We start from the raw sequence: 13,911 nt of genomic DNA on the forward strand, positions 1-13,911 counted from the left end.
TGCCGTTCGACGGCTCCCTCTTCCCAGCCGTCGTCATCCAGTAGTCAGGCGAGTTCGGCGCCCGCCACCACCCCCACCTCTACGCCCAGTGCGGCTGCGGTGGCCGAGAACACCAAGCCCGGTACGACGGCGTGGAAGATCGACACCAACCGGATCGCCGGGCCGATGGAGCTGGCCGGGTATGCCGACCATGTCAGCGTACGGAGCGGGCAGCCGTTCCGCCTGTACGTGACGTCGACTGCCGGCGCATTCACCGTCGAGTCGTTCCGGGTCGGCTGGTACGGGGGCACCGGTGCACGACTGGTGTGGAAGTCCTCGTCTGTCCCGGGCCGTGCGCAACCCGCGCCGACCATCCGGCCGGCCGACCATCTGGTCAGCACCAAGTGGCAGCCGTCGCTGACCGTACCGACCACCGGTTGGCCGGCTGGGGCGTACCTGCTCTTGCTGAAGGCGGCGAACGGCAAGGAGAAGTACGTACCGATCACCGTCCGCTCGGAGTCGACGCAGGGTGCGGTGGCGATTGTCGACGCGGTGAACACCTACCAGGCGTACAACCAGTGGGGCGGCTACTCCCTCTACAGCGGACCGGACAACTCGTTCGGGTCGCGGGCGCACCGCGTCACGTTCGACCGGCCGTACGACGGCAATGGCGCGCGGACGCTGGTGCAGTCCGAGATGCCGTTGATCCAGTTGGCCGAGCGGAGCGGCGTTCGGCTCGCGTACCTGACCAGTGTGGATGTGGCGACCGACCCGAACGCGCTGACCGGGGCGCGGGGCATGGTGTCGCTCGGGCATGACGAGTACTGGACCGTGCCGATGCGCGACGCGGTCACCAAAGCGCGGGATGCGGGGACGAATATCGCGTTCCTCGGCGCGAACGCGGTCTATTGGCGGGTCCGGTACGAGCCCAGTGCGCTGGGCGCGGACCGGGTCGTGGTCGGGTACAAGGACGCGAATGCCGATCCGGTCAAGAACCGGCCGGACACGACCGCGAAATGGCGCAGCAAACCGAATCCGCGTCCGGAGAATTCGCTGACCGGAATGCTCTACGAATGTTTCCCGGCGGTCGGATCGTTTACCGTCCGCGATCCCGCGTTCTTCCTGTACGCGGGCACCGGCGCGGTGAAAGGCTCGAAATACCCGGGCCTGACCGCGACGGAAGTCGATCGCGCTTATCCGGTTCCGGGTACGCCGGCCAATTTGCAGGTGGTCGCGCATTCGCCGGTGAGTTGTGGGCCGTCGATCCACACTTTCTCGGATGCCACGTATTACACCGTGCCCTCGGGCGCCGGCGTCTTCGCCACCGGCTCGATGAACTGGGTGCCTTCGCTGCGCGGACCGAACTCGAAAACCTCTGTGGACGCGCGGGGAGTGGCGTTCGCGCGCACGGTGACACTGAATCTGATCCGGGGGATGGCAGCTGGGCCGCTCGGGCGTACGCACCCGGCCAAGGGTGACCTCGCCAGCCTCGGTGCCTCGGCCTCCACCTCCACCGGCTCGGGCGGTTCGCTCGGCTGACCTTTTCAGCCCTTTCCAGCACGGTCGCAGGCCTTGACCGTGCCGGCGCGGCTGGCTACCTTCGTGGCATCCCGGTGCGGGAAATCGATTTCTCCCGCCCTGCCGCACCGGGCTTCAGGAGGTTGACATGCGCAAGCTCGCGTTGACTGCTGCCCTCACCCTCGGACTGGGCCTGGTGGTCCCGGCCGGTGCCACCACGACCGCCTCCCCGCCGGAGAGCACCTTCTTCTCCACTGTCGGGATCGACGCCGGCGCGACCGTGGGCGCACCCGCGATCGGCGACGACAAGGACCACGGCGACCTCTGGCCGAACTGCTGGTCCGACGACGACAACGTGTACGCCGCGTACGGGGACGGCGTCGGTTTCGGAACGAGCGCCAGCGACATCGGCGTCACCAGGATCTCGGGGATGCCGGGCAGCCTGACCGGCACCCAGCTCGCCCAGGGTGACCAGCTCGGCAAGGTCTGGACCGCCAACCACACCCGCAAACCGACCGGCCTGGCCTGCGTCGGCGGTGCGTTGTACCTGGCCGTGCAGGACCTCGCGTTCGATTTCGACGACGCGCCCGCGGCGACAATCGCGAAGTCGACCGACAAGGGCCGGACCTGGACGTACAACACCGCCGCCCCGATGTTCGGCGGATCGAAGTTCACCACGATCTTCTTCCTCGACTACGGGAAGGACAACGTCAACTCACCGGACGGGTACGTGTACGCGTACGGGCTGGACAACAACTGGCGCGACTCGTTCTCGAACCGGGTGCCGGACCCGGCGGATCTCTGGCTGGCAAAGGTGCCTGCGGCAAGCATCCAGGATCGCTCGGCCTGGCGGTTCTACGCGGGCGCGGACCCGAACGGCGTACCGCAGTGGACCGCGGACCTCAACGCCCGGGTCGCGGCATTGCACGACGATCGGCACATTTACGGCACCGTCGGTACGTCCGGACGCGCCCGTGATCTGACCACGATCAGCCAGGGCGGAGTCGTGTACAACAAGGCGCTCAACCGGTACATCTACACGTCCTGGACCGAATACACCTTCGAGTTCTACGAGTCGCCGACGCCGTGGGGCCCGTGGTCGCACTTCACGCCCAAGGACTTCGGCGGCTACCCGTGGTCGCACGCGAAGCACGGCGGGTACGCGACCACGATCCCGTCCAAGTACATCAGTGCCGACGGCAAGAACATGTGGTTGCAGTCCAACGTGTGTACGTGTGGTGGCGGGCTGAGCGATCGATGGGCGTACACCTTCTCGTTGCGGAAGATGTCGCTCACGCCGTCCGTACCGACCACTCCGGATAACACCCTCGACGGTACGCGGAACCTCGCCCGCGAACCGGGGACCGTACCGATCGAGCGGGCGACGCACTTCGGGCAGGCCGTCTACAACGACGGCGTCCGCGCCCAGAACGAGGACGACTGGAACGACGAACGCAAACCGCTGAGCTGGTGGGGCTACACCTGGCCGCGGACGTACAACCTGAACAAGGTCGTGTACACCACCGGGACGATGTTCGGCGACGGCGGCTGGTTCGCGTCCGCGCCGAAGGTGCAGGTCCGGCGGAACGGGGTGTGGACCGATGTCACGGGGCAGTCCGCGACACCTTCGTACCCGACGAGTTCGGCGGCGGGAACCAACCGTACGTATGTGTTCAGCTTCGATTTGACGAGTGGTGATGGGGTCCGGATCATCGGCGCGCCGGGTGGTACGCAGACGTTCACGTCGATCGGTGAGTTGGAGGCGTTCTACGGGTCGGCGGTGACGGATCCGAGCTTCGAATCGCAGCCGGCGAACGCGGTCGGCGCGCCGTGGGAGACCGAGGGGACCGGGCCGAAGGGGATCGACCACGACCGCGGGGCGTGGGCTCAGCAAGGCCGGAACAACGGCTGGATCAACGCGTCTGACGCTGGTTGGAACGCGTTCAAACAGACCGTGCCGGTGAAGCCGAACACCAACTACCGCCTGACCGGCTGGGTCGAAGGCTCTGGCAACTTCACGGGCGGGTACTTCGGCATCCGCGCCGGCACCACGCCGTACGCCGAACTGAACTACAGCGCGGCACCCGGCTACAAACAACTCACCGTCGACTTCAACTCCGGCGCCAACACCACAATGACCGTCTTCACCGGCTACTGGGGCACCGCCAACACCGCCACCTGGCTCCGCCTCGACAACATCTCGCTGATCCCACGCTGACCCCCACGTTGCGGTGGGGGTCAGCGAGTCGGGCTAGTGGTGTTGCGGACGGCGGCGGGGGCGGAGTGGGCGGAGGTGGGGGTCGGTGCGGGCGTGCTCGCGGCGGCCGAGGGTGAAGGGGCGGGGGCGGCTCGGCACCGGAGCGCTGCGTGGGGTGGAGAGGTGGATCTCGGTTTGCTGCAGGTTCAAGCGCAGCGGGACCTGGTGCCACGGCGAGCGGGTCCGGACCAGTACGAGCCGGAACTGACCGTCGCGCCGCAACCGCAGGCCGATCGCAACTGTCGCGATCGCCGGGACCAGGCCGGCGATCAGCAGCGCCGAACGCGCCCCGAAGTTCTGCGCCAAGTACCCGACGAGGGGCCCGCCGATCGCGCCACCGCCGATGAAGACCAGGTTGTAGATCCCGGACACCCGGCCGCGCAGGCCGTCCGGCGTGGTCAGCTGCACCATCGACTGCGCCGCGGTGAGGAACATCAGCGTCGCCATCCCCATCGACGCCAGCACCGGGATGAACGTCCACAGCGACGGCTGGATCGCCGCCAGTACCTCGGTGATCGTGAGCAGGCAGGCGATGCCGATCAGGTTCCGCAGGCGAGTCGGCCGGACGCGGCGTGCCGACAGCAGTGCACCGGCCAGGGCACCGAACGCGACGACGGAGTTCAGTACGCCGTACCCCGATGCTCCGGTGTGGAACACCCGGTCCGCGAAGGCCGTCAACGTCACCGGCAGGCTGATGCAGAACATGCCGTAGATGCCGACCAGAGCGATCGCCCACCGGACAGCCGGCTCGGCCATCGCGTACTGGACTCCATCGCGCAATCCGTCCCGGATCCGCAATCCGGCACTCGCCTTGCGGGCCGCGTGCAGCCCGGGCATCTCGCTCTCCCGCATCCGCAGCAGGGCGCTGATCGAGGCGAAGAAGGTCATCCCGTTCAGCGCGAAGGCCCAGCCGGCGCCGATCGTACCGAGCAGTACGCCGCCGAGCGCCGGGCCGATCAGGCTGCCGAGCTGGAAGGTCGACGACATCATGCTGATCGCGTTCCGGACCGTGTCGCGGGGGACCAGCTCGGTCACGAACGACTGCCGGGTCGGGTTGTCGACGGCGGTGGCGAGGCCGAGCACGAACGCCATCGTGTACACGTGCCAGACCTGGACGCTGCCGGTGAAGGCGGTCAGCGCGAGGATGCCGGCGCAGGTACCCATCGTGATCTGCGTGACCAGCAGGATCTTCCGCTTCGGGAAGCGGTCCGCGATCACGCCGCCGAACAGGCCGAGCACGAGGGTGGGCAGGAACTGCAGCGCGGTGGTGATGCCGACCGCGGTGGCGCTGCCGGTGAGCGTCAGCACCAGCCAGTCCTGGGCGATGCGCTGAATCCAGCCGCCGGTCGAACTGACCAGCAGACCGCTGACCAGGAGGCGGAAGTTGCGGACCCGCAGCGCGCTGAAGGTGTCCTTGAATCCGGGGCGGCGCGGTTCCCGGAGGTCGGTCGGTTCGGTGCTTCGGTGTTGGTGGAAGTCGGTGGACGGGACAGTACCGGTGGCCCGGGTGGTCAAGAGCGATCCCTACGCGATTGGCTGGTCAGGGGAGGACCCCTCCATCCTCAGGGCTGGGCGCTGGATTCCCCCAACGAATTACTCCTATTAGTCTTATTGCGTGACGTAATGGGAGGTGGATTCGGTGTACGACCCGGACCAGCTGCGCACGTTTCTCGCCGTGGCGCAGTCGCTGAGCTTCACCCAGGCCGCCGAGCGCCTGGGCATCCGGCAACCGACGGTCAGTCAACATGTCCGCAAACTCGAGGTGGCCGTCGGGCGGCCGCTGTTCGTCCGTGACACCCGCACTGTCACGCTGACCGCGGACGGCGAGGCGATGGCGGGTTTCGCCCGCACCATCCTGGCCGCGCACGAGGAGGCCGCCGGGTACTTCACCGGCTCCGAGCTCCGCGGCCGGCTGCGCTTCGGCGTCACCGACGACCTCGCGCTGACGCCGCTGCCGAAGATCCTCCGCGACTTCCGCCAGCTCTACCCGCGGATCGACCTCGAGCTCACCGTTGCCCAGAGCCCGAATCTGCTCCGCCGGGTCGAGTCCGGCCACTTGGACCTCGCGTACGTGAAGCACGGCGCGGGTGGTGGGTACGAGCCGAACGGCCGGCTGGTCCGCCGCGACTCGCTGGTCTGGGCCGGCATCTCCGGTACGAGGATCGCGCCGGACGGCCCGGTGCCACTGGTCACGTACCAGGCGCCGTCGCTGAGCCGCTCGCTCGGTGTGCAATCGCTCGAACAGGCCGGGCGGACGTGCCGGATCACCTGCATCGTCCGCGGTGTGAACGGCGTGCTGGCCGCGGTCCGCGCCGGGCTCGGGATCGCGATCTTCGCCCGCTCGCTGATGCCGGCCGACCTGGTCGAACCACCACCGAGCGCCGGCCTGCCCGACCTGCCACCGATCGACCTGGTCCTGATCACCAACCCGCGCGCCGCGAAGGAGCCGGCCGAGGCGCTGACGGCCGCCATCCTGGGGAGCAACGCGCCGCTGAAGCCGGACACAACGTAGCGGGGCGCCGCAGGTCAGGTCAGGGCGCCGCCGCGCAGGACGAGGGAGACGATGGCAACCGCGGCGATCGCGATCGTGACCAGGAATGGGGCGTTGCGCCACAGCACGATGGTGGCGAGGAGGACGGCGACGACCGCGAGGGCGAGCCAGCCGACGACCCCGATCGGGCCGGCCGGGGCGATCACCAGCAGGGCGGTCGCCGCGGCCAGGGGCAGCGGGGCGATCAGCCGTGCGTACGCCCCGAGTCGTTGCGGCCAGCCGCGGACGCCGGTGGCGAGGTCGTCGGCCAGGTCGGGGACGACGTTTGCCAGATGGGCACCGATTCCGAGGAGGGCGCCCGCCGCGGTCGCCCACCACGGCGCCCAGACGTGCGCGGTGCCGAGGGTGACGAACGAGGGCAGGGCGCCGAACGCGACCGCGTACGGGAGCCAGGAGATCCGGGTCGATTTCAGCCCGAGGTTGTACAGCCAGGCGCAGGCGACGAAGAGGAGATGAACCGATCCGGCCGCGAATCCGTTGGCCAAGGAGACCGGAACAGTGACCACCAGCATCACGCCCGCGCCGATCGCGAGCGTGCGCCGACTCACCAGTCCACGCACCACCGGCTTGTCCGGCCGGTTCACAATGGTGTCTCGGGCGGCATCTATCGCGTCATTGCTCCAGCCGATCGAGAGGTGGCCGGTGAGGATCGTTGCTGCGACCAGGAGACACCCGGCCGGACTTCGCCCGGCCGACCAGGCGACGGCCGTGACCAGAGCGGTGACGGCCACGGTCGGACCGGGGTGGCAGGCCAGTGCCAGGCCGCGGAGCGTCTTGAGAATCCCCACCGACGTAACGATGCCACGATGACGCGGGTCGCAGCGGTCCGGCCCGCGCTGCCGCCGTACCGCTACTCGCAGGCGGAGCTCACCGAGGCCGTCGCGTCGATCTGCCTCCCGGACGGCAACGGAACGGCGCTGCTCCGGCGGCTGCACGCGAACGCGGGCGTGTCCTTCCGGCATCTGGCGCTGCCACTGGAGCGGTACGCCGTCCTCAAGGACTTCGGCGAGGCGAACGACGCGTGGATCAACGCGGCGGTCGATCTCGGCGCTGAGGCCGTCGAGGGTGCGTTGAAGGACGCCGGGCTGGCGCTGGACGAGGTCGACGTGCTGATGTTCACCACGGTGACCGGGGTGGCGGCGCCGTCGATCGACGCGCGGGTCGCGATGCGGCTCGGGTTGCGCGAGGACGTGAAGCGGCTGCCGCTGTTCGGGCTCGGGTGCGTCGGGGGAGCGGCCGGGATCGCGCGGTTGCACGACTATCTGACCGCGTGGCCGACGCACGTTGCCGTCCTGCTGTCGGTCGAGCTGTGTTCGTTGACGCTGCAGCGGGATGACGCGTCCCTGCCGAACTTGGTCGGCGGGGCGTTGTTCGGGGACGGCGCCGCCGCGGTGGTGCTGGTTGGGTCGGAGCACCCGGCTGCGACCGGACCGTCAGTGGTCGCGACGCGGAGCCGGTTGTATCCGGATTCGGAGCGGGTGATGGGGTGGGACGTCGGGTCCGGCGGATTCCGGATCGTGCTGGGCGCTGACGTGCCGGACGTGGTGCGTACGTACCTGGGCGGGGATGTCCGGGAGTTTCTCGGTGATCTTGGGCTGACCGTGCCGGAGATCGGTACTTGGGTGAGTCATCCAGGCGGGCCGAAGGTGCTGGAGGCGGTGGCGGAGACGCTGGAATTGCGGCCGGGGGCGCTCGATCTGACCTGGAAGTCGCTCGCGGCCGTCGGGAATCTCTCGTCGTCGTCGGTGCTGCATGTGCTTGGTGACACACTCAAGCTTTCTCCCCAAGGCCCTGGGGTGTTGCTGGCGATGGGGCCGGGGTTCTGTTCCGAGCTCGTGCTGATGGAGTGGTGATGTACGGCTGGTATGTGGGTCTGGTTTTGCTGGTCGCTCTGGAGCGGGTCGCGGAGCTCGTGGTTTCGCTGCGCAATGCGCGGTGGAGTTTCGCGCAAGGTGGGGTGGAATCGGGGCGCGGGCATTATCCGTCCATGGTTGCCTTGCACACTTTGTTGCTGGCGGCCTGTTTGGTGGAGGCGGCGCAGCGGCCGTTCGTACCTGTGCTGGGGTGGACGATGTTCGCGGTGGTGCTGCTCGCGCAGGGGTTGCGGTGGTGGTGCATCACTGTGCTGGGGCATCAGTGGAATACGCGGGTGATTGTCGTACCGGGATTGCGGTTGGTTGCTCGGGGCCCTTATCGGTGGATCCGGCATCCGAATTACGTGGCGGTGGTGGCGGAGGGGATTGCGTTGCCGCTGGTGCATACGGCGTGGGTGACGGCGGTGGTGTTCACGGTGTTGAACATTCCGCTGCTGGCGGTACGCATCCGTACTGAAGAAGCCGCTTTGAAGACTGCTTTGGTGTGAGGCGGGTGCCTGAGGTCGATTTGCTGGTTGCCGGGGCTGGGCCGGCGGGGGCCGCGACGGCGATTCGGGCTGCGCTTGCGGGGTTGTCCGTAGTTGTGGTGGAACCGCGGCCGGCGCCGATCGACAAGGCGTGCGGTGAGGGCATCGCGCATAGTGCGGTTTCGTACCTCCGACGGCTGGGCGTGGAGCTCGATGGGCGGCCGTTCCATGGCATCCGGTACCTGGACGAGCACCACGCCGTCGACGCCCGCTTCACCGCCGGCCCGGGTCTCGGCGTACGCCGCACCACGCTGACCAGCGCTCTCAGATCCCGCCTGAGTGAACTCGACATCCCGATCATCCAAACCCGCGTGGGCCCCATCATCCAAACCCCCACCTCAGTGACCGCCGCCGGCCAAACCGCCAGCTACTTGGCCGCGGCCGACGGCCTCCACTCACCCATCCGCCGCCAGCTGGATCTGGGCGACCGAGCATCAACTGAGGTACGGCGCGGGTTGCGGCAGCACTTCTGCGTATCACCGTGGACGGATCTGGTGGAGGTGTACTGGTCTCGGCTGGGTGAGGCTTACGTGACTCCGGTGTCCGACGAGCTGGTTGGGGTCGCCATCCTCACCTCCGCGCGTGGCACCTTCGACTCGCACCTCGACGCGTTCCCGTTGCTCAAACGCCGTCTGAACGGAGCTGCAGCCGCCGGTCCAGTACTAGGTGCCGGTCCGCTTCGGCAGCGCGTCCGGGCGCGTACGGCCGGTCGTGTGCTTCTGGTCGGCGACGCTGCTGGGTACGTGGATGCGCTGACCGGCGAAGGCATCGCGCTCGCCCTTCGTACCTCGGCCGAGCTGGTCGACTGCATCCGCGCCAACCGGCCGGACGCGTACGAGGCGGCCTGGCGCCGCGTCTCCCGGGAGTGCCGCCTGCTGACCGCATCGTTGCTCTGGGCCCGTAACCGCCCACTGCTCGCACCGCGCATCGTCCCGGCCGCGGCGCGCCTCCCCGGCGTCTACCGCACCATCGTGAACCGCTTGTCCTAGGCAACAACCTGAACCGCCGGCCCCGGAAATGCGGCCGGCCCGGCGAGCGTTCAGGTGGTCGCCGGGCCGCGCATGGCCTGAGTTCCCTGGTGAAGAACTCAGACCGATCCGTTCCAGTCTCCTGGTGAAAGACTGGACCGGCGCTCCAGCTCCCTGGTGAAGAGCTGGAACAGTCCTTGTGGTAAAGCGTTCGTGCTGAGGAAGACTTAATCAGCCGGATGTTGCCCAATAGTTGCGGGAATGTGAAGCCTTGTTACGCGAGCGTGTGGCGAACATCTCAGTGCTCGGTCCGCACCGCGGCGATTTGCAGTTGCAGGGCGAGCCGCTGACCCGGATCACTCAGATCCAAATGCGCGATTTCCCCGATCCGCTTCATCCGGTGCCGCAGGGTGTTCGTGTGCAAATGCAGTTCCCGGGCCGCGCGCTGTGGCTGGCCCGGGTAGTTCAGCCACGCCTGCAGCGTTTCCACGTACCCGGTGTCGTGCTCGATGTCGTGCCGGAGCAGTGTCGCGAGCGGACCATCCATCTTGGTGGTATCGAGCGACGTAACAGCCCGGTGCACCGTCAACACATGCCACGCCTCCTCCACCCGTAGTGCAGGTCCCGGCGCGACCCCACGGCGTACCAAACCGAGCAGCTCCACCGCTTCGGCGCGTGAACTCGGCAAGTCGGCCGGCCCACGAGCCGGACCACCAGCAGCGGCGTACGTGCCTGGTGACTGCTCTATGACCAGCTTCTGCAACCAGTTCCACGAACCTGGTCCGTCCAGGTCCGTGACAACAGCCAGCACGGTCCCGTCGAGGTCAGCCAGCTGTGGCTCGCTCCAGCCATGCCGACGACCGGTGGACTCCCACAAGTCGAGCTGCTGCGGTACGTCGTACCCATCCGGCGACCCGAGTGCCACCACCCGCCACGGCTGTCGTGGGAGCCGTACGTCGACCGGATTGTCCGGTGAGAACTGCCGCAGGATAGTCCGCAACCTGTCGATCGCACTGCGCCGAGCCACGTCGGCCTGTGCCCGCAGCCGCAACAGGTGCAGCGCCAGCACCGACGCGGCGTTGCTGAGCTCCGCAGTGACCGCCTCACTCACAGGACCGTCGACAACCGCCCAGATAGAACCCAGCCACTCACCACCGGCCCGCACTGGGACGACTAGCCGCGGGCGGATGCCATTAGGCCCATCAGGTACGAGGAACGGTTCGCTGGACCGCGCTAGTCGCCGGAAGATGCCCCGGGCCCGGAAATGCGCAATCACCTCAGCCGGTACGCGTCGTCCGACGATGGTGGACACCCGGGTCGGGTCAGTGAAGTCCTGCCCGGAGGAGTACGCCAGTACGCGTGACTGGTTGTCCTCGATGGTCACTGGTGCATCCACGATTGCAGCGGCTGCATCTGCCAGTGCGAACAGCTCCTGGTGTACTCCAGCGTCTCCGGCTGCGGGGGAGTCGGGTGCGGCGGCTCGGTCGAGTACGCCGCGCAGTAGCCAGACCACGTGCGCCCAGGTGACGCTGGGCTGCAGGGCGACCAGTGTGACGGCCCACCGCTCCGCCGATGCCACCACGCTCGGCTCATGCGCCAGTGCCGTGCGCAGGACTACGCCGGACGCGTTGCCGGCCGCACAGCGCTCTACCAGCTCCACCGCGTCCTCTGCGTCGCGGAGACCGAGTCCAAGGACCAGGTCGCCCGGCTGACCGGTAGCCGGTTCCTGCGGGTCGGCCAGGAACACGTCCCGTACCTCGCTGTCCCCCTTACCCGGCACCACCACCTCGAACAGCGCGGGGCCGACGGCGACGCTCAGGTCAGATGCGGTGATCATGAGGTTATTGTGCTCTGCGCACCGTTGTTTGTCCCGTCAATGGTGTGATCGCACCATGACAGCCACGCGCCGCGGCCGCACCATCGATACATGACCACTACTGGTTCCGCTGGTAGCAACCACATCGTCCCCGACCGGGTCGCCGTCGTCGGCGCCGGCATGGTCGGCCTTGCCACCGCCTGGTTCCTTCAGGAGGCCGGGGTCGAGGTGACCGTGCTCGATCGCGAGGGTGTCGCCGCGGGTGCGTCCTGGGGCAACGCCGGCTGGCTGACCCCCGGCCTCGCCACCCCGCTGCCGGAACCAGCGGTCCTCAAGTACGGCGTCCGTGCGGTGCTGAGCCCTGCCTCACCGGTGTATGTACCACCGACCGCGAGCCCGCGGCTCCTCAAATTCCTCACCCGCTTCGCTCGCAACAGCACCGCCGGACGCTGGAAGACCGCGATGGAGTCGCTGGTCCCGATCAACCGCCAGTCCCTGCGCGCGTTCGACTTCCTCGCGGACGCCGGCGTCCAGGCGCAGACGTACGAGGCGAAGTCCTTCCTGGCCGCGTACCGCACGGTCGAGGAGCGCAAGGTGCTGCTCGAGGAGATCGAACAGATCCACGCCGCCGGCCAGGGCATCGAATTCGAGGCGATCAGCGGTGACGACGCCCGCGAGATCGAGCCGTCGCTGTCGGACGCGATCGGCGCCGCGATCCGGCTGCACGGCCAGCGCTTCATCAACCCCGGCGAGTACGTGAACCAGCTCGCCGACTCGGTGATCGCCCGTGGCGGCCAGATCATCAGCGGTGTCGTGGTGAAGGACATCGTCGACGAGATCCGCGGCGTACGCCTGGTCACCGCCGACGGCGAGACCGACCCGTTCGACGCGGTCGTGATGGCGACCGGCGCCTGGCTCGGCGATCTGGCCCGGCAGTTCGGGGTCCGGACCGTGGTGCAGGCCGGACGCGGGTACAGCTTCAGCGTGCCGATGGCGCACGTACCGGCCGGCCCGGTGTACTTCCCGGCGCAGCGGATCGCCTGCACGCCGCTGGGCGACCGGCTCCGGGTCGCCGGGATGATGGAGTTCCGCAAGCCCGACGCGAAGCTCGACCCGCGCCGGATCGACGCGATCGTCGACGCCGCCCGGCCGCTGCTGCGGGACGCCGACCTGGACGCCCGCACCTTCGAATGGGTCGGGCCCCGGCCGTGTACGCCGGACGGCTTGCCGCTGATCGGCGCGACCTCGTCACCTCGCGTCTTCGCGGCCGGCGGGCACGGCATGTGGGGCATCACCCTCGGCCCCGCGACCGGCCAGTTGCTGGCCGAGACGATCACCACCGGCCGTACGCCCGAGGAGCTCCGGCCCTTCAACCCGCTTCGCTGACGACTGCCCGGAGGGGCCCCAACGACGTGGTCCCTCCGTCCCGCTGACCGTCACCTCGAGCAGCCCCTTCGGTGACCCACCTCGGGCAGTACCTCACCTGCCCGCGCCTCCTCAGGCCACCCTTGCCGCCGCTCCGGTCAGCTTCGAGAGCGGGCCCTGGCTGAATTCCCCTGCCCAGGGCCCGCTCTCCGGTTTTTGTCGGCGGTCTCTGCCAGGATCGGCTCTTCGGACTTCTGGAAGGGCATGTCATGGTGCTGCGCTGGTACACGGTCGTCGTCGACTGTCACGACGTACGCAAGCAAGCCGCGTGGTGGGCGGAGGCGCTCGGCTGGCGGACCATTTACGAGTCCGACGACGAGTGCGTGAACATCCCCGGCTGGGTCGACGACGAGTGGCTGAAGGATCTGCCGTGGGAGCGGATCGGGCCCGGGATGGTCTTCGTGCCGGTTCCTGAGGGCAAGACGGGGAAGAACCGGCTGCATCTGGATCTGGCTCCGCACACCAGCCAGGACCGGGACGCGGAGATCGCCCGGCTGGAGACCCTCGGTGCGCGGCGCGTCGACGTCGGTCAGCCGGAGGGGCCGAGCCACACGGTTCTCGCGGATCCCGAGGGCAACGAGTTCTGCGTGCTCAGCTCGCGGGACTCCTGACCCACCGCCTGCCACGGGCCGGACACAAGACAGCACCCGGGGCTCGGGGGGAGCGCCCGGATGCTGCCTTGGGGGTGCGTCAGTGCGTGTGCGGCTCGGTGCCGTGTTCCGCCTCGTGGGCGGCGATCTGGGACTTGACCTCGTCCATGTCGACCGCGCGCAGCTGGCCGATCAGGTCCTCCAGGCTCGCGGCCAAGTCGGAGGCCAAGCGGTCTTAGGAAGACAACTCACAAGACCAACTCCTTGGCTCACAGAACGACATGGCTACGATCCGACTTCTCGCCCTGAGCCTCGGTGTCGACCTTGCCGAAGGTGATGTCCGCGTGCGTCTCGGACGACTTCTCGAACACCGGTCCGAACATCTTGCACGGGCCACACCACTCGG

The 13,911-nt window shown here is 68.3% G+C and carries 11 protein-coding genes; 8 read left to right on the plus strand and 3 right to left on the minus strand.

What is annotated here, in order from left to right; translation table 11 throughout:
* Positions 1 to 99 precede the first annotated feature (99 nt).
* Entirely contained in the window at positions 100 to 1,518 is a 1,419-nt protein-coding gene (locus ABD260_RS20055; RefSeq protein ID WP_344235129.1) for a N,N-dimethylformamidase beta subunit family domain-containing protein, read from the plus strand.
* A 127-nt stretch (positions 1,519 to 1,645) separates the two neighbouring features.
* The gene (locus ABD260_RS20060) at positions 1,646 to 3,715 is read left to right on the plus strand and encodes a glycoside hydrolase family 183 protein (RefSeq protein ID WP_344235130.1); all 2,070 of its coding nucleotides are present in this window, start codon (positions 1,646 to 1,648) and stop codon (positions 3,713 to 3,715) included.
* A gap of 33 nt (positions 3,716 to 3,748) precedes the next feature.
* Here the strand turns inward: ABD260_RS20060 and ABD260_RS20065 are convergent, their stop codons facing one another.
* Positions 3,749 to 5,269 carry an MFS transporter gene (locus ABD260_RS20065; protein ID WP_344235131.1) on the minus strand — a complete coding sequence of 507 codons (1,521 nt, stop codon included), beginning with the start codon at positions 5,267 to 5,269 and terminating at the stop codon, positions 3,749 to 3,751.
* Between the two features lie 124 nt (positions 5,270 to 5,393).
* Here ABD260_RS20065 and ABD260_RS20070 point away from each other — a divergent pair, with 124 nt between their 5' ends.
* Entirely contained in the window at positions 5,394 to 6,266 is an 873-nt protein-coding gene (locus tag ABD260_RS20070; RefSeq protein ID WP_344235132.1) for a LysR family transcriptional regulator, read from the plus strand.
* Between the two features lie 14 nt (positions 6,267 to 6,280).
* On the opposite strand, the gene ABD260_RS20075 is transcribed toward ABD260_RS20070, so the two are convergent.
* Positions 6,281 to 7,093: a UbiA family prenyltransferase gene (locus tag ABD260_RS20075; RefSeq protein WP_344235133.1), complete on the minus strand. Its 813-nt coding sequence runs from the start codon at positions 7,091 to 7,093 to the stop codon at positions 6,281 to 6,283.
* Positions 7,094 to 7,111: 18 nt separating this feature from the next.
* Between ABD260_RS20075 and ABD260_RS20080 the strand changes: the two genes are divergently transcribed.
* Genes ABD260_RS20080 through ABD260_RS20090 form a run of 3 tightly spaced genes read left to right on the plus strand, consistent with a single transcriptional unit; the run spans position 7,112 to position 9,695 of the window.
* Complete coding sequence (locus ABD260_RS20080; protein ID WP_344235134.1) at positions 7,112 to 8,158, plus strand: type III polyketide synthase; 1,047 nt, start codon at positions 7,112 to 7,114, stop codon at positions 8,156 to 8,158.
* Complete coding sequence (locus tag ABD260_RS20085) at positions 8,158 to 8,667, plus strand: isoprenylcysteine carboxyl methyltransferase family protein (protein WP_344235135.1); 510 nt, start codon at positions 8,158 to 8,160, stop codon at positions 8,665 to 8,667. Before ABD260_RS20080 ends, ABD260_RS20085 begins: the two co-directional genes overlap by 1 nt.
* A 5-nt stretch (positions 8,668 to 8,672) precedes the next feature.
* The gene (locus ABD260_RS20090) at positions 8,673 to 9,695 is read left to right on the plus strand and encodes an NAD(P)/FAD-dependent oxidoreductase (protein WP_344235136.1); all 1,023 of its coding nucleotides are present in this window, start codon (positions 8,673 to 8,675) and stop codon (positions 9,693 to 9,695) included.
* 277 nt (positions 9,696 to 9,972) lie between these two features.
* Here the strand turns inward: ABD260_RS20090 and ABD260_RS20095 are convergent, their stop codons facing one another.
* Positions 9,973 to 11,511 carry a helix-turn-helix domain-containing protein gene (locus tag ABD260_RS20095; RefSeq protein ID WP_344235137.1) on the minus strand — a complete coding sequence of 513 codons (1,539 nt, stop codon included), beginning with the start codon at positions 11,509 to 11,511 and terminating at the stop codon, positions 9,973 to 9,975.
* Positions 11,512 to 11,601: 90 nt separating this feature from the next.
* Here ABD260_RS20095 and ABD260_RS20100 point away from each other — a divergent pair, with 90 nt between their 5' ends.
* Both ABD260_RS20100 and ABD260_RS20105 read left to right on the plus strand, forming a co-directional pair.
* Positions 11,602 to 12,876 carry an NAD(P)/FAD-dependent oxidoreductase gene (locus tag ABD260_RS20100; protein ID WP_344235138.1) on the plus strand — a complete coding sequence of 425 codons (1,275 nt, stop codon included), beginning with the start codon at positions 11,602 to 11,604 and terminating at the stop codon, positions 12,874 to 12,876.
* A gap of 248 nt (positions 12,877 to 13,124) precedes the next feature.
* Positions 13,125 to 13,526, plus strand: a complete 402-nt coding sequence (locus ABD260_RS20105) for a VOC family protein (protein WP_344235139.1) — start codon at positions 13,125 to 13,127, stop codon at positions 13,524 to 13,526.
* Positions 13,527 to 13,911: the final 385 nt, after the last annotated feature.

It is taken from the genome of Kribbella hippodromi (assembly GCF_039531045.1).
Taxonomy (GTDB): domain Bacteria; phylum Actinomycetota; class Actinomycetes; order Propionibacteriales; family Kribbellaceae; genus Kribbella; species Kribbella hippodromi.